Below are 16,387 nucleotides of genomic sequence, written 5' to 3'. Positions count from 1 at the left end.
CCGACGCCGACAAGATGCCTGCCGCCGGTCAGCTTTCCTTCTTCGCGCGCGGGGTGCGTGTTTTCTTGATGGTTTCGGGTGTACCGGCCTTGGCATCGGTGCCAGCCTTGGGTGCGGCACGGCTCGCGCGGGGTTTGGCAGCTGGCGCGTCCTTCGAATCCTTCACGTCCTTGGCTTTGGCCTTGGCTTTTGGTGTGGCGTCGGTGGGTTTGGTAGCGGTCTTGCGTGGACGACTGGCGGGCTTGGCATCGGCAGCGCCGTATTCGGCTTCGACCAGCTTGCGCGCCATTGCCCAATGGCGCTCATCTTCCCCTTCCGGGCAACCCTCGGATTGCCAGATCTGATAAGCGAACTCGCGGATACGTTGCTCTTCTGAACTCATTGTTGGGATTCTCCATTTGCGGTCATAGACGTATGCAGGACGGCCACCGATAGTCCGTCCAGGACGCGCGCAACCTCTAGGCTGGCTTGTTGGGATGAGACTGTCGTTCCGTCGAAAAGTCGTTCGAATTCACTACCGTTTAGCGCCTCGGGCAGTTCGATCCGGGTGTTGCCCCAAAGCTGCGCCGGAATGCTCGGTGCTCCACGATCCCCCAGCAGATCCGCTGCCAGCCGCGGTACCACGACTACCACCCACTCGCCTTCCAGCTCGCGGGCAAAGACCAGCAGCTGCTCGGCCTGCTCGCCAGAAACCGCTAGCGGCAGATAGCGGCCCTCGCTGAACAGCCGCGGGTGGCGTCGACGCAGCTGCAGTGTGCGGCGGATCACGGCTTGCTTGATGCGACCGTCGTGCCAGCTTTGCAGCAGCTCATCGAGCGAGGCCGCGCTGGCGAGGCTGTGCTGCCGTGCAGTGAAGTCCACCGGCCGTCGGTTGTCGGGATCGACCAGGCTGAAGTCCCAGTACTCGGCGCCCTGATAGAGGTCGGGCACGCCGGGGGTGGTCATGCGCAGCAGACTTTGCACAAGGCTGTTCAACGCACCGGCAGGGGCCAGTTCGGCAGCGGCCGCAGCGATTTCGTCCCGTAATGGTGCACCTTCGTCGGTGAGTAGCAGGTACTCGACGTGCTGGCGGCAGGCGCTTTCGTAATCGCTGTTGGGATCGCTCCAGGTGGTGCGCAGCTTGGCCTCGCGCAGGGCTTTCTGCTGCCATTGCAGGATGCGTGTGCAGTACTGCTCCATCGCAGCCTTGTCGCCGGCCTGCAGGCCCAGCGGCCAACTGCCGAGCAGGATCTGGAACAGCATCAGCTCATCGCCGGGCGAGGGCGCCGCACCGTCGCCAAGCTGCTGGATGTGGCTGGCGCTCATCTCGCGCCAGCGCCGCACCTTGCCGGCAAACCATTCGGCGCGCTCGCTGATTACCGCGATGCGGGCGCGGGTATCCTCGCCACGCTTATGGTCGTGGGTCGCGGTGGTCAGCATGTTGCGCGGGAAGTGCTCGGCGCGTTGCAGGCACTCGTCGTGGAATGCCTGCAATGGCGCGCTGAAGTGCTGTGGGTCGAAACCGACATCATTGCGCGACAGCAGAATGCCGGAGCGGTAGCAGGCGGTATCCTCCACGGCCTTTGCCGCAGCCGGTGAGGTTAGCTGCTGGAAGCGTGTGCAGGCGTAGCGACGAATCTTGCGCAGGCTACGCGGCAGTTGCCGCAGGCTTTCGCCGCCGAGCCAGCGCTGCAGATGCTCGAGCAACGGCCAGTCGGCTTCGCTCAAGGTCGTCTTCGCGCCGTCCAGCGCCTGCTGGAAGAACGGTTCATCGGCCTCGCGGCGGCCCGGCGCGGCAATGTAGGTGCGATACACCGGGAAGTGAATGATCAGCTCCAGCAGCGCGCGGCGAATCGCGCCGAGGGTGATGTCGCGGGTCATCACGTCGCCGCGGGCGACCTGCAAAAGCGACAGGGCGACGGTTTCGAAGTCGCCCGCCAGCGGGCCGGTCAGCACCAGCTGGCGAGCCTGGCGAGCCTCTTCCATGAAATCGGTAGTGCGTCCGCTGGTCTCGCTCCACAAGGAGCACAGAAGTGATTCGCCAGCCGGGTCATGTTGCAGCAGCGACACCTGATTCATGAATTCGTAACCGGTGGTGCCGTCCACGCCCCAGTCGTCATGCAGCCGCTCGCCGCCGGCGAGAATCTTCTCGACGTAGATCGGCACGTGATCCTGCACCGCCTCCTGCGGGCGCCCGGCATTCAGCCGATCGACACGCCGGCGCAGGCGTCGGCAATAGCCGCGCGGGTCGGCTAGCCCGTCGATATGGTCGATGCGCAGGCCGTCGACCAGGCCATCGCCGATCAGCTCGAAAATCTTGGCGTGGGTTTCCTCGAACACCACCGGACGCTCGACGCGCAGGCCGCCCAGCTCATTGATGTCGAAGAAGCGCCGCCAGTTGATGTCGTCACCCGCGGTCCGCCAGCTGGCCAGCCGATAGTTCTGACGTTCCAGCAGGCTGTGCAGGCGGCGGAAGCCGTCATCGGTAGTGGAGTCGTAGCAATTGAGGGCCTGCTCCAGCGCCTGGCGGGTGCTGGCGTCCTGCAGCTGCTCGGCGAGCTCGGTGCGTAGCAAGCGAGCGGCCTGGTACGGCGCGGGCTCGGTCTTCAGGGCATCGAAGTGCTGCGCCAGGGTACGCAGCTGCGGATGATCGGCGGCACGCAACACCTCGCCGTAGCTCGGCGGGGTGATCGGAAAACGGTGCTCGTAATGCTCGGCGTACAGCGAGCCGTTATCAACGTCCAGGCGCAGCTTCAAGGTGCCCTGCTGCAGCGCCTCGCCGTAGTCGCTGCCAAGGAAGGGCACCAACAACTGGCCTTCGAGCAGGGGGTCCGGCGAATTCCACTCGATGTCGAAGAACTGCGCGTACGGGCTGCGGCGGCCCCACTCGAGTACGTCCAGCCACCAGGCGTTGCCCGAGCCACCGACAGCCATGTGGTTGGAGACGATGTCGAGGATGAGCCCCATGCCCTTGCCGCGCAGGGCCTCCACCAGACGCTGCAACGCCGGTTCGCCGCCCAGTTCAGGGTTGATGCGGGTCGGGTCGATCACGTCGTAACCGTGCATGGAGCCGGGGCGGGCGGTCAGCAGGGGCGAGGCATAAATGTGGCTGATGCCAAGTTCCGCGAAGTAGTCGACCAGCGCAGTAGCGTCGTCGAGGGTGAAGTCGCGGTGAAACTGCAGTCTCATGGTTGCGGTTAGGTCTTTCATCGATGCGCAGCTCCACGATGGTTACGACGGGCCTGCGCAAAGGACGCCAGCCGACGGCTACTGGCCGGGCTGTCGAGCAATGTTGCACTGTCGCCGGGATACCGGCGACGCCAGTTGGGATGGGTTTCGACTATTCCGGGCATGTTGGTCTGTTCTTCCAGACCGAGCGCATCTTCCACCGGAACCAGTACCAGCGGCGCGGGGGTGTGCGCCAGGAAGCAGATGGCGGCATCGACCGCCTCCTCGGCGTTCAGCAGCACGTCCGGGTTCTTGCCGCTGTACTCGCACAATGCGCGATTCAGCCCTGCGCGTTCTTTCTCACGCGCTTGCCACTGGGCATCACGGTCCGATTCGGGCACCTGGCCGACCTTGATGCGCCAGTCGATATCGTGACCGTGCCACCAGCCCGTCAGGGTCGGGATATCGTGGGTGGTACTGGTTGCCAGCGCCTGCGCCGGGTACTGGGCAGGCGTCTGGAAATGGCCGTCGTGCTGTTCGAACAGCAGCACCCGCATGCCGAGGATTCCCCGTGCCGCGAGTACGTCACGCAGGCCGTGGGGAATGGTGCCGAGGTCTTCGCCGAGGATCACCGCCTGGTGGCGCCAGGCCTCGAGGCAGAGCAGGCGCAGCATGTCGTCGAAGGGGAAGTTGAGGTACACGCCGCGCTTCGGGTCGGCACCGGCGGGCACGACCCAGAGACGCTTCAGGCCAAGCACGTGGTCGATACGCATGCCGCCGGCGTGGGCGAGGTTGGCCCGCAGCATTTCGATATAGGCGCGAAAGCCGTTCTCCCGCAGGCCCCAGGGCGAGAAAGCGGAAATGCCCCAGTTCTGGCCGTCGCGATTCATGATGTCCGGCGGCGCGCCAACACTCAGCGATGCCAACAGCTCGGCCTGGCGGCTCCAGGCCTGACTGCCGCCGCCATCGGCGCCAACGGCGAGGTCGGAAATCAACCCGATGCGCATACCGGCGCTGCGCGCGGCGACCTGGGCACGTTCCAGGCCGCGGGCCATCAACCACTGGCCAAAGGCGTGGTAACTCACCTCATCGGCATGTTCGCGGGCAAAGGCCACAACGGCCGGGCTGGAGGGATCGCGGTATTCGCTTGGCCAGTCGTTCCAGTGCTGCGTGTGGCCCTGTGCGTCCCGCAGATGAGTGTGCAGGGCTTCGAAGCGGCAGTGGTTTTCCAACGCCTCGCCACCGCTCGCGCGGAAGCTGTCGAAATCCACCTGCAGGGCGTTGCCACCCTTGCTGAAGTCGTCGAACAGCTGCCGCAACAGGCGATGCCGCGATTGCGCCACGGCCGGCCAGTCGATCAGCTCCAGGCGCTCGAGCCGTTTCAATTCCTCGCCTAACCCGCAAGTCTCGATCGCTTGGCGCAACGGCCGCTCACCAAGGATCGAACCCGGCGCGGCGTGCAGCACGTTGAAGAACAGCCGGCTCGACGGTGAGTAGGGGCTGTACTGATCGATATGCGCGCCGAACATGGCGTGCACTGGACTGATTCCAAGCGCATCGGCTCCGTGAGCAGCGGCGTTGCTGACCAGCGCCTCCAGTGCCTGGGTGTCGCCCAGGCCACCATCGTCCGCGCGGCGCAGCCCGTATAACTGCACCGTCAGGCCCCAGGCGTCCGCCCCGGCGATTTCGGCGACTGTGGGGCAGGAGAGCGGGGCGATAGCCACGGTCAGCTGATACTTGTCGATGGTCAGCCGGTAGTAGCCGGGCGTGTCGATGGCTGGCAGGCGCGCCTGGTTGTCGAGCGTGCCCTGCTGAACGCCACCATCTTCTGCCTGCAACTCGAAACGACTGGTCGCCGGAAAGTAGGCGGAAAGGTCCAGTGCAGCGTGCTGATCGCAGGTCAGCAGCGGCGGCACGCCGCCGTGGTTGTTCTTGTGCGCGAGAATCTCGAGGCTGGCGTCGATATCAGCATCGGTTTCGGCCGCCAGCCCGAGGCAGGTCAGCACGTCGCGCAGTACGGCCGGCTCGACCCGTTGTTCTCGGTTGTCGGCATCGACCCAGTCGATGGAGAGCCCGGCGGCTTCCGCCAGGCGGATCAGGGATTCGTCGCTCATTTGGCTTTCTCCAGATACAGCTTGGCCATACGAGGCGGCAATTGGTCGGGCGTGGCATCCAACGTACGGCTGGCGAACAGCAGCTGCGCTGCGCTAGACGAGGCGGGCAATGGAGCGCCTTGTTCGCCTAGGTTCAGCTCAAGGCGCAGCTGACTGCCATCACCCAGCTGCCAGCGTGCAAGCACAGCGGCATTGCCCAGCACGCTGCAACCGAGGAATGCGCTACCGGGCAGGCGCGGCACGATCTCGGCATGGCGGATGCTCAGCAGCTGGCGGTACAGCGCATGCCACTCGGCGTGCCCCGGTTGCGTTTGTGCACCGAAGTCCGGCCGCGACTGCTCAAACGTGGATACGGCGTTGGGATCGGGAATGCGCTCGCGGGTGGCTTCGTCGGCGAACTCGGAAAACTCGGCGAATTCGTTGCGGCGGCCTTCACGCACTGCATCGGCCAGCTCGCCGTGATGGCTGGTGAAGAACAGGAAAGGTTGTCGCGAGCCCCATTCCTCGCCCATGAACAGCAGCGGAACCATGGGGGAAAGCAGCAGGACGGCGGTGGCAGCCCTGAGCGCGTCGGCATCGGCCAGCGTAACCAGGCGATCGCCAAAGGCGCGGTTGCCGGTCTGGTCATGGTTCTGCAGGAACAGCACGAACGAGGTCGGTGACAGGTGCGCGCTGGGCTCGCCACGGGATTCGCCACGGCGGTTGTTCTGCCCCTGGTAGACGAAGCCTTCGCCAAGAAAGCGCGACAGTTTGCTGGTCGCGTCTTGGTGATAGTCGGCGTAATAGCCCTGGCTTTCGTCGGTGAGCAGCGCATGCAGCACATTGTGGCCGTCATCGTTCCACTGCGCGGTGAAGCCCTGGGTCAGCAGGCTGGAGCGATTGTCCTCGTTCTCCAGTACCAGATGCACATGGCGACCGGGTTCCACTGTGGTGCGCACGCGCTCGGCCAGTTCGGTGAGGAAGCTGCGGTCGGGAATGGCATGCACGGCATCGAAGCGTAGCCCGTCGAAGCGGTAGTCCATCAGCCACATCAGCGCGTTGTCGATGAAGAAGTCTCGGACTTCGCGGCGGCGGAAATCGATGCCATCGCCCCAGGGCGTCTGCTGGTCGTGGCGGAAGAAGTGTTTGGCGTAGCGGCCGAGGTAATTGCCGTCCGGGCCGAAGTGGTTGTAGACCACATCGAGAAACACCATCAGGCCGAGGCCGTGGGCGGTATCGATCAGATGCTTGAGCTCTTCCGGACTGCCATAGGCCGCTTCCGGCGCGTAGGGCAGAACGCCGTCGTAACCCCAGTTGCGGTCACCGGGAAACTCGGCGATCGGCATCAGTTCGATGGCCGTCACGCCGAGTTCGGCAAGCCCGGCGAGGTGCTTTTCCATCTCGGCGAAACCGCCATACAGCCCGACATGGGTCTCGTACAGCACCGTCTCGTGCCAGGGACGACCGAGCCAGCTGCTGTTGCGCCACAGATAGTTGTCATGGGTATCGACCACCAGGCTCGGCGCATGCACGTCACCCGCCTGCGCCCGCGAGGCGGGGTCGGGTACATGCAGTTCGTCGTCGATGAGAAACCGGTAGAGCGTACCAGCCCCGTAAGGGGCATCGATGCTGTACCAGCCTTCTTCAGTGGCGGTCATCGGCAGCGTTTGTGCGCCTACAACGATCAGACTGACGTTTTGCGCATCGGGCGCCCAAAGTCGGAAGCGGGTGGTCCCGTCTTCCAGCAACTCCGGCCCGTGATGCCCAATAAGGGCACGCTGCTTCTGCATTGAACGACCTCTTCAGATTAAAAGACGAACCTCGCGGCGCTCTCCGAGCAATTGCCGGTATAGCGCGTCATAGGGCTCGATGGCATGACGCCAGAAAAAGCCGGCCCCCATCGCCCGGCAACGCATGGCGGCCAGCAGCTGAGGATGCTGATGAATCGCCAGCGCCCGCTGGACGGCCTGCCGGTAGCTGCTGACATTGGATTCGTTGAACAGGAACCCGGTAATGCCGTCATCGATGGAGTCGGCCAGCCCGCCGGTGCGACGTGCGACTGGCAACGAGGCATAGCGTTGGGCATACATCTGGCTGAGGCCGCACGGCTCGTAGCGCGACGGCATCAGCAGAAAATCGCTGCCGGCGAAAAGGCGGCGCGCATCGGTTTCGTTGAAGCCGATGTGGGCCGCGACACGGCCGGGGTACTGGGCTGCAAGCTGGCGAACCTGATGCTCGATCTGGTGATCGCCCTGGCCAAGGATGGCAAGCTGGCCGCCGCCTTCGACGATGGCATGCGCCACGTCGAGGGTCAGGTCGACACCCTTCTGGTGCACCAGGCGCGAGACCACGGCGAACAGCGGTGCATGGCAATGCTCGAGACCGAACGAGTCGCGGATATACGCGGCATTGGCCTTTTTGCCTTCCCAGTTGCGTGCGCTGAAACCCTTAACCAGATAGGGATCGCTTTCCGGCTCCCAGCTTTCGTCGATGCCGTTGAGCAGCCCACTGAGCAGTCCCTGCCGGGCTTTCATGCTGAGGAAGCCTTCCATGCCGCAGCCGAATTCCGGCGTGGTGATTTCCTCGGCGTAGGTAGCGCTCACCGTGGTCACACGGTTGGCATAGGCGATCCCGGCCTTGAGCAGGGACAGCTTGCCGTAGAACTCCATGCGCTCCGGGTCGCAGGCCTCGGCGGGGATTCCCAGCAGGCGCCGCTGCGCCATGTCGATGTTGCCCTGGTAGGCGAGGTTATGAATGGTGAAGACGCTCGGCGTGTTCAACCCGCGCCAGTGCATGTAGGCGGGCGCCAGACCGGCTGGCCAGTCGTGGGCGTGCACCAGCTCGGGCGCCCAGCGGATGCAGGCGGTACCGGCGGCGATTTCCGCAGCCGCCAGTCCGAGGCGAGCGAAACGCACCGGATTGTCCGGCCAGTCGTTGCCATCGGCGTCACCGTATGGCGAGCCTTCGCGCTCATAGAGTTCCGGGCAGATCAGCACATAGATGATCAGGCCGTCGGGCATGTCCATCCGGCCGATGCGGCAGCCGGGAATCTCGGCATAGCCGCCCAGCGAGCCGACCGTGCGGATGGCGTGACCGCTGTTGATTACCTGCGAATAGCCGGGGATCAGCACGCGCACATCGTGGCGTGCGCCCAATGCCCGGGGCAGTGCCGCCGACACGTCGGCGAGCCCGCCGGTCTTGACCAGATCGGTCAGTTCGGAGGTGACGAACAGGATCTTGCGTTTGTCATCGTAGCTACTGCGAATCTGCAGGGCAGGGCGAGTAACCAGGGGTATGGCGGGTTGCGCCTTCGGTAGTCCGACAGGCAGGGCGTTCACAGCGGCAATACTCATCACGATCTCCCCAGAGCCCCGGCGTTCCAGGTGCCGGCACCAGCTACGAGCATATTTCTCCTATGCAACGATCTGATGACCGTCACATACCATGAACACGACCAGGCTGAAATCTAGTTCGGAGCTGCCGCTTAGGCAGGTAGGGCTTCACTGGCCCTACCAGAAACCAGACCCGGTGTCGCGGTAGAAGTTCTTGAAAACCCGATCAACTACCACTGCCGGAACTCGCAACCAGCCAACTTGCTCCGAATACAGAGTCGTGAAGGCGTTGAACCTGGAATGGTCGGAGCAAAAAACATGCAAGAGATCGAACGAGTCGTTGACTTTCTGCAACGCGAGGAACTGAAGCTGACCACCGCGGAGTCCTGTACCTGCGGTTTGATGGCTTCGCTGATGGGCGATATTCCGGGTTGCGGCCAGGTGCTTGACAGCGGTTTCGTGGTCTATTCGCCCAAGGCAAAGAACCGCCTGCTCGGGGTGGACTTCGAAACCATCGAGAGATTTGGCCTGACCAGCGAGGAGGTCGCGCGTGAGATGGCCATCGGTGCGCTGAACGCCAGCGTCGCCACCCTTGCCGTGTCGAATACCGGCGTCGCGGACGATGATCAGGAAGACGAGGGCGGCACCCAGTGCTACGCCTATGCACTGATGCGGGGCGAACGACAGGTGGTGGTGAGCGAAACGGTGCAGTTCGACGGTGACCGCGTCGCGATCCGCAAACAGGCCGCGCGCCATGGTCTCACCCAGCTGCCGGTTAAATACGCCGAGTTGCTGAAGAAGCTGGAGGGACTCGAGGGCGGCTAGTCACACCGGCGGCTGGCGCTCCGGTTCGACATGCTCGGGCTGCGATGTATCGACCCGCTGCTTGTGGCCGACGCTGAGGTCTGCGCGCAGTTGCGGCAGTGAATGCGGGTATTGCCGCTGGATGAAGCTCAGCAGGCTTTCGCGAATGTGGCAGCGCAGGTCCCAGTTGCGCGACGAATCCGGCGAACTCACCAGGGCCCGCAGCTGAATGGATTTCTCGCTGCTGTCGGTGACCTGCAGAACGCAGACCCGACCATCCCACAGCTCGGGGACTTCCTTGCACAGCCGGCGCAGTTCTTCGCGCAGCGGCTCCAGTGGCAGCGAATAGTCGGCCCAGAGGAAAACCGTGCCGATCAGGCTGGAACCGCGACGGGTCCAGTTCTGAAACGGTTTCTCGATGAAGTGCTGCAACGGCACGATCAGCCGCCGGTCATCCCAGATCCGCACGACGACGTAGGTGCCGGTGATTTCCTCGATGCGACCCCATTCGTTCTCGACGATGACCACATCGTCCAGGCGGATCGGCTGGGTCATGGCGATCTGCACGCCGGCGATGAGGTTGGCCAGCACCGGCCGCGCGGCAAAGCCCACCGCCAGGCCCGCAAGGCCTGCCGAGGCAAGCAGGCTGGCACCGAACTGGCGGGCACCGGGAAAGGTCATCAGCATGGCCGCCGCGCCGATCAGCAGCACAAAGAAGGTCAGGGTGCGTAGCAGCACACGTGATTGCGTCTGTATTTGCCGGGCGCGAAGGTTGTCGACCACATCCACCGGATTGCGCAGCTGAATGAACTGCTGCAGCCCGCGCAGCGAGCGCATCACCAGCCACGTGAGGGTGGCGATTATCAGCAGCGTGGTGACATGCCGTGCCGCGTCGATGAAATGCAGATCGTTCGGCGCAGACGTCCATACGCCCTGCACCCCTACCAGTGGCAACAGTAGCCGGACGGGCTTTTCCAGTTGCTCGGACAGCTCCCGGGTAAACAGGAAGGCTCGTGCCAGGCGCAGCGTCAGGGCCGTCAGCAGCCGGCCGAAGAGACTCAGGACCAACGCCACGAACAGCGCCGCGGCTATGGTGCGCAATGCCGGCTGGCTGATGTAGTGATCCCACTGCAGGAGAAAGGCTGGAAATTCGATAGCGGGCGTTCCGGTTGGCCAGAGGTCTGGGGCAGAGACAGACAGCCGGCGGCGAAAGTTCAGGGCGCTCAGCCGGGAAGTGCGCCGGACGGGTGGGCGGAACTCCTATGGGCGGGATGTTTCACAAATTCCAGGCGGGTTGCAGAGCACGACCCGATTTTCTGACCCGATTGGAGTTGAACCATGCAGAGTGCACAGACCGGCAATGACGTCCGTACCGAACGCCTGATCGAATGGCTGCGCGATGCGCACGCGATGGAGGCGCAGGCCGAAACCATGCTGAACAAGCAGGCCAGCCGCATAGAGCACTACCCGGAACTCAAGGCGCGGATCGAACAGCACATCACCGAAACCCAGAACCAGGCCAAGCTGATCGAAGGCTGCCTGCAGCGCTACGACAAGTCCTACTCCGGCCTCAAGGACCTGGGCGGCAAGATGATGGCGATGGGGCAGGCCATGGGCGGCATGATGGTCAACGACGAGATCGTCAAGGGCGCGCAGATGGGCTACGTGTTCGAGAACCTCGAGATCGCCTCTTACAAGATCCTCATCGCCGCCGCCGAAGCGGTCGGTGACATGCAGACCAAGGAAGTGTGCGAGCGCATCCTGGTGGAGGAGGTGGCCATGGGCGACTGGCTACGAGACCACCTGGCCGAGCTGACCCAGGCCTATCTCACCCGTGCGGCCGAGCCGCATGTCGAGGCCAAGCGCTGAGCGACTAGCCCGGGCGCCCGGCTGCCGCCGGCCGGGTGCATTACCCCTCCAACTTACTAGCCATGCCGTGACCACTCGCCGTCGCGCGCCTGGTGGAAGCTAGCAATGAGACAACGCCCGCTACTGAAAACCCTGACGTTCGCTGTGCTGCATTTCGCGACAGCGTTCATCGTCGTCTATGCCCTCACCGGAAGTCTGGTGATCGGCGGGGCGGTCGCGCTGATCGAGCCGCTGTGCAACACCCTGGTGTTCTATCTGCATGAACGCGCCTGGCAACGCTTCGGCCGCCAGAAGGCCACCCACAGCCACAGCTATGGCCACGACGTATTCCTGAAATACATGGCGCGCGGCCAGACCGCCAGCAGCCGGATCGTCCGCACGCCTCGCTAAGCGAGGCTCATTCGACGTGACTGAGCTGTTTGCCTTCGGCGGGCAGCGAGCTACGCGTGACGCACATTTCAATGCGCAGTTCCTGCGCCAGACGCACCAGATTGGCGGCATCGCGGCACTGATCGTAGGAAATGCCGAGAACGGTCAGTTCTTCGTCTGGCGATTCCTGAAAGAGGCGCACGCGGAGTGAGTTGTCGGAATCGTCGCGGCATTCGCACTGGAATGGGCGAAGGTAGGTGTGCAGGATCGCTTCGATCTTGAACAGCGGAAGACGCGTATTCATAAATCCTCCCTATGTAGGAAGGTGACTTGAGCGCAGTAAAGCGATCGCTGCGCACCCCTGGTTTTCCCGACGTCATTCAACCGTAGCAGTGCTTGTCCGGTTGTAAATGCGGCGATCTGTCCACCCGGCAGATTAAGTCCGGCAACTGCTCTACATGGCAGTTTCCGGCCAGTGCCGCTTGTCGGAACCCGTCGGACGGCTCGATCTGTCCCTGCTGAACTTCATACCAGTAGGGGATGACCAAATTAAGTACGTCGTCCTTAGCGGAGAACCGAGATGAAGAAAACGATGCTCACCGCGATCCTGAGCGGCCTGGTTGCGCTACCGGCCATGGCCCAGTTTCCCGCTGGTACTCCGCGGGACGACACCGGTTCGCGCCCCAGCACCATGGGTAATCCGACGCCGCAGGAGGAAGTCGAAACCCGCCAGGACGATCAGGGACGCACCGTGACCGAAGATGGCCGGCTGGTAGCGCCGCAGCCGGGAAGCGAGGAAAAATCCACTGACCCGAACCGGCATTCGACGCCCGGCGGGGCTGACGACAGTTCCACCGACGCTGGCAAGCTCGAGTAATCGCGGAACATTGCCGGAGGTCAGCCATGGCGCTCGACGAATACCAGCGCATGCGCGATTTTGCCGCCACGCCCGAGCCGTCGGGTAAGGCGCGCGGCAGGTCACGCAAGGTCCAGAGCCTGCAGTACTGCATCCAGAAACACGACGCCACGCGGCTGCATTACGACTTTCGCCTGGAGCTGGATGGCACGCTGAAGAGCTGGGCGATCCCCAAGGGCCCCAGCCTTGACCCGAGCGTGCGCCGGCTGGCAGTGCATGTGGAGGATCACCCGCTGGAATATGCCACGTTCGAGGGCTCCATTCCGGCCGGGCATTACGGCGCGGGCGATGTGATCGTCTGGGATCGCGGCGTGTGGATACCGCAGGGTGATCCACTAGACGGCTATCGCAAGGGCAAGCTCAAGTTCAGCCTCGAGGGCGAGAAGCTCGCCGGCAGCTGGAATCTGGTGCGCACGCACATGGATGGCAAGAAGGAGCAGTGGTTCCTGATCAAGTCCCGTGACGAGGCCGCGCGCGAGGAGGGTGAGTACGACGTCGTCACCGCCGAGCCGAACAGCGTGCTCAGCGATCGCACGCTGGTCCCACGCAAACGCGGGCCGGCCAAGGCTCGCGTTGCGGAAGCGCCGGCCAAGCCTGTCAAGGCGCCGGCAAGAAAGCGAGCGTCACGCAAGAAGAGCGACGCGGTAAAGCTGGAAGGGGCCGTCCCAGCCGAATTGCCGGAGACGTTCAAGCCGCAGCTGGCGACGCTGGTGGACGCCGTGCCGAGCGGCGACTGGCGCTACGAGATCAAGTTCGACGGCTACCGAATGCTCGCCCGTATCGACGCCGGCAAGGTCGCGCTGTTTACCCGCAACGGCCATGACTGGACGGCGAAGATGCCGCAGCAGGCCGCCGCGCTTGCCGGACTCGGGCTCGAATCCGGCTGGCTCGACGGCGAAGTGGTGGTGCCGAACGAGGAGGGTGCTCCGGACTTCCAGGCATTGCAGAACGCGTTCGAAGCCGGACGCAGTGGGAGCATTCTTTATTACCTGTTCGACGTGCCCTATCTGAACGGCATGGACCTGCGCGATGTGCCGCTGGAACAGCGTCGCGCGGCGTTGCGTGAGGTGCTGGAAGGCAGCGACAGCGAATTGCTGCGTTTCTCCGAGGATTTCACCGAGCAGCCGGACAGCATTCTGGAAAGTGCCTGCCAGATGAAGCTCGAAGGCCTGATCGGCAAGCGAGCGGGCAGCTCCTATACCTCCAGGCGCAGCAGCAGCTGGGTCAAGATCAAGTGCAGCAACCGGCAGGAATTCATCATCGTCGGCTACACCGAGCCCAACGGCACGCGCACCGGGTTCGGCGCGCTGTTACTTGGGCTGCATGACGACAGCGGAAAACTACTCTATGCAGGCAAGGTCGGCACGGGCTTCAATCAGGCCACGCTGAAAAGTCTGCACAGGCAGTTGAAGAAGCTGGAAACCGACAAAAGCCCTTTGGCCAAGCCGGCACCTGCTGCCGATGTGCGCGGCGCGCAATGGCTCAAACCCGAACTGATGTGCGAGGTTGCCTACGCGGAGATGACCCGCCAAGGCGTGGTCCGCCATTCGGTATTCCATGGCCTGCGCTCGGACAAACCCGCCGACGCCATTACCCATGAACGAGCCAAGCCCGCCAGTCGTAGCAGCAAAGCCGAGCAGCGGCAGACCGACCCCATCGGCAGCGGGCGGATCAAGATATCCAGTCCCGAGCGGGTCATCGACCCTAGCAGCGGCATCACCAAGATCGAACTGGCCCGTTTCTACGCGCAGATCGCGCCCTGGGCCCTGCCGCAGCTGCGAGCGCGCCCCCTGGCCCTGGTGCGCGCCCCGGAGGGCATCGCCGGCGAGCTGTTCTTCCAGAAGCACGCCGACAAACTGGCCATCCCGCACATCACCCAACTCGACCCGGCGCTAGACCCGAAGCACGGTGCGTTACTGGTGATCGACAGCGCCGAAGCGCTGGTCGGCGCCGCGCAGATGGGCACCATCGAGCTGCACTGCTGGAACGCGGCAGCGCCCGAACTGGAGCATCCGGATCGCTTCGTGCTCGACCTCGACCCGGACCCGGCGCTGCCCTGGAAGAGCATGCTCGAAGCCACTCAGCTGACCCAGACGCTGCTGGACGAGATCGGCCTGACCTCGTTCCTCAAGACCAGCGGGGGCAAAGGCATTCACATTGTCGTGCCGCTCGATACGGTACACGGCTGGAGCGAGGTGAAGGCCTTCAGTCAGGCCATCGCCAAGTACCTGGCAAAGCTGCTGCCGTCGCATTTTTCGGCGGTCAGCGGGCCGAAGAACCGGGTCGGGCGCATCTTCATCGACTACCTGCGCAACAGCCGTGGCGCCAGTACCGTCGCCCCTTATTCGGTGCGTGCCCGCGAGGGCCTGCCGGTTTCGGTGCCGATCCACCGCGAAGAACTGGCCGACCTCAAGGGCGCCAATCTCTGGACCGTACGCAACCTGCTGGAGCGCATGCAGGAACTGGGCGACGACGATCCCTGGGCGGATATGACGCGGACCAGGCAGACCATCACCGCGCAGATGCGCGAACGTCTGGGCATGCCGGCTTAAGTCGCCGTCCGTCTAAACGCTGGTCCGTCTACACCAGTAGGGCGATAGCCGGGTGGTACCACCGGGCAAACAATCGACCCGTTCAGGGGAGCGGTAACGGTGAGGGAGGCGCCAGACAAGGCCAGCATGATGTCGGCCAACAACAATATTCAAAGGAGTGCCCCGCATGTTCGCGCATAAACCGCTTATCGCCTGTTTCCTGCTCGGCTCGTTGCCGGGCTTGGCCTTGGCACAGGCCGTAACCACCCAGAACGGAAACGATAACGAGGTCATCCTCGAGCAGCGTGGGGGCTCGAATTCGGCCTTATTGCTGCAGCAAGGGGATGCGAACTTCTCGCGAGTAGAGCAGGGCGGAGGCGAAACCTCGCTGCAGCCCACGCAGTTGGAGCTCCTCCAGCGGGGGAAGGGCAACCAGGCGACGGTGTATCAGGCAAGCGATTATAACTTCGGGCATTCGGCGGCGGTCGTACAGCTGGGAGATGAGAATGTCGCCGAAGTCGTGCAGGCCGACGGTAACGGCTCCCAAGCGACCATTCACCAGCAGGGCGCACACAACACTCATCGGGTCGAGCAGCTGTTCTATGCCAACGGGCTGGAAAGTCGCACATTCGGCACGAACAATCTCACCGAAGTCACTCAGACCGGTGCTGCGACCGCCACTACCCAGCAGATCGGCAGCGGCAACCGGATCACCATCGACCAGAACGTGTTCGCCTATGGCGGGGGAGTCACCGTTGATCAGGACGGCGCCTTCAACGAGGCCTCGGTTACCCAGGTGGGTGGCCGTTACTACACGGGCGAGGTCAACCTGACGCAGGTCGGCAGCGCTAACAGTGCGCAAGTGGTGCAATGGGCGGGGTTCAGCAACCTCACCTTTAGCCAGGATGGAATCGGTAACGAGCTGACGGCGAGGCAGGGCACGCGCACTGGAACGATTCGCGGGACCTCGGCCGGCAACGGCAACCGCGTCAACATTGACCAGAGTTTCGACGGCCCGGTGCTCGACATCGCGCAGAACGGTTCAGCCAACGAGATCGATGTGGTGCAACATGCCGCCTATGGCACGGCTTCGATCAGCCAGACCGGCGATGCCAATGTCGCTGTGCTCAATCAACTGACGGAATTCGCCGCGCCGCCGAGCGCCGCCATCATCCAGAACGGCACTGGCAACAGCACGTCGATCACCCAGCACTGAGCCGCGCTGATGCGGCCGTCAGACGGCCGCGCTACGTTCTCAATGGTCGGTTGCCGTAGCGCTCGTTATGCGCGCTACGGCCTGGGCCAGTGACAACTTCAGTGTGGTGC

The 16,387-nt window shown here is 63.7% G+C and carries 13 protein-coding genes; 6 read left to right on the top strand and 7 right to left on the bottom strand.

The window, feature by feature from the left end:
• Positions 1-28: 28 nt before the first annotated feature.
• Genes LW136_RS12115 through glgA form a run of 5 tightly spaced genes read right to left on the bottom strand, consistent with a single transcriptional unit; the run spans position 29 to position 8,593 of the window.
• The gene (locus tag LW136_RS12115; protein ID WP_234172979.1) at positions 29-382 is read right to left on the bottom strand and encodes a DUF2934 domain-containing protein; all 354 of its coding nucleotides are present in this window, start codon (positions 380-382) and stop codon (positions 29-31) included.
• Positions 379-3,189, bottom strand: a complete 2,811-nt coding sequence (locus LW136_RS12110) for a malto-oligosyltrehalose synthase (RefSeq protein ID WP_234172978.1) — start codon at positions 3,187-3,189, stop codon at positions 379-381. Before LW136_RS12110 ends, LW136_RS12115 begins: the two co-directional genes overlap by 4 nt.
• On the bottom strand, positions 3,186-5,261 hold the full coding sequence (gene malQ / locus LW136_RS12105; protein WP_234172977.1) for a 4-alpha-glucanotransferase: 2,076 nt from the start codon (positions 5,259-5,261) through the stop codon (positions 3,186-3,188). Before malQ ends, LW136_RS12110 begins: the two co-directional genes overlap by 4 nt.
• Positions 5,258-7,030 (bottom strand): malto-oligosyltrehalose trehalohydrolase, encoded by a 1,773-nt coding sequence (treZ, locus tag LW136_RS12100; protein WP_234172976.1) that lies wholly within the window; start codon positions 7,028-7,030, stop codon positions 5,258-5,260. The genes malQ and treZ overlap by 4 nt, the downstream gene beginning before the upstream one ends.
• Positions 7,031-7,042: 12 nt before the next feature.
• Positions 7,043-8,593 carry a glycogen synthase GlgA gene (gene glgA / locus LW136_RS12095; RefSeq protein ID WP_234172975.1) on the bottom strand — a complete coding sequence of 517 codons (1,551 nt, stop codon included), beginning with the start codon at positions 8,591-8,593 and terminating at the stop codon, positions 7,043-7,045.
• Between the two features lie 297 nt (positions 8,594-8,890).
• Here glgA and LW136_RS12090 point away from each other — a divergent pair, with 297 nt between their 5' ends.
• A complete protein-coding gene (locus LW136_RS12090; RefSeq protein WP_234172974.1) occupies positions 8,891-9,397 on the top strand; it encodes a CinA family protein in 507 nt (168 codons plus the stop codon).
• Here the strand turns inward: LW136_RS12090 and LW136_RS12085 are convergent, their stop codons facing one another.
• Positions 9,398-10,510, bottom strand: a complete 1,113-nt coding sequence (locus LW136_RS12085) for a mechanosensitive ion channel family protein (protein WP_046619084.1) — start codon at positions 10,508-10,510, stop codon at positions 9,398-9,400. It lies immediately after the preceding gene.
• Positions 10,511-10,714: 204 nt separating this feature from the next.
• Here LW136_RS12085 and LW136_RS12080 point away from each other — a divergent pair, with 204 nt between their 5' ends.
• On the top strand, positions 10,715-11,245 hold the full coding sequence (locus LW136_RS12080; RefSeq protein WP_046619086.1) for a ferritin-like domain-containing protein: 531 nt from the start codon (positions 10,715-10,717) through the stop codon (positions 11,243-11,245).
• Between the two features lie 105 nt (positions 11,246-11,350).
• The gene (locus LW136_RS12075) at positions 11,351-11,635 is read left to right on the top strand and encodes a DUF2061 domain-containing protein (RefSeq protein WP_014820218.1); all 285 of its coding nucleotides are present in this window, start codon (positions 11,351-11,353) and stop codon (positions 11,633-11,635) included.
• Positions 11,636-11,642: 7 nt separating this feature from the next.
• Here the strand turns inward: LW136_RS12075 and LW136_RS12070 are convergent, their stop codons facing one another.
• Positions 11,643-11,918 (bottom strand): DUF1652 domain-containing protein, encoded by a 276-nt coding sequence (locus LW136_RS12070; RefSeq protein ID WP_014820219.1) that lies wholly within the window; start codon positions 11,916-11,918, stop codon positions 11,643-11,645.
• 276 nt (positions 11,919-12,194) lie between these two features.
• Here LW136_RS12070 and LW136_RS12065 point away from each other — a divergent pair, with 276 nt between their 5' ends.
• The 3 genes from LW136_RS12065 (at position 12,195) to LW136_RS12055 (ending at position 16,277) form a co-directional block, all read left to right on the top strand.
• A complete protein-coding gene (locus LW136_RS12065) occupies positions 12,195-12,491 on the top strand; it encodes a hypothetical protein (RefSeq protein ID WP_101275748.1) in 297 nt (98 codons plus the stop codon).
• 26 nt (positions 12,492-12,517) lie between these two features.
• Positions 12,518-15,082 carry a DNA ligase D gene (gene ligD, locus LW136_RS12060; protein ID WP_234172973.1) on the top strand — a complete coding sequence of 855 codons (2,565 nt, stop codon included), beginning with the start codon at positions 12,518-12,520 and terminating at the stop codon, positions 15,080-15,082.
• A 166-nt stretch (positions 15,083-15,248) separates the two neighbouring features.
• Entirely contained in the window at positions 15,249-16,277 is a 1,029-nt protein-coding gene (locus tag LW136_RS12055; protein WP_234172972.1) for a hypothetical protein, read from the top strand.
• Positions 16,278-16,387 lie beyond the last annotated feature (110 nt).

The organism is Stutzerimonas kunmingensis (genome assembly GCF_021432085.1).
Classification (GTDB): domain Bacteria; phylum Pseudomonadota; class Gammaproteobacteria; order Pseudomonadales; family Pseudomonadaceae; genus Stutzerimonas.
This window is presented reverse-complemented; position numbering and strand designations above follow the sequence as displayed.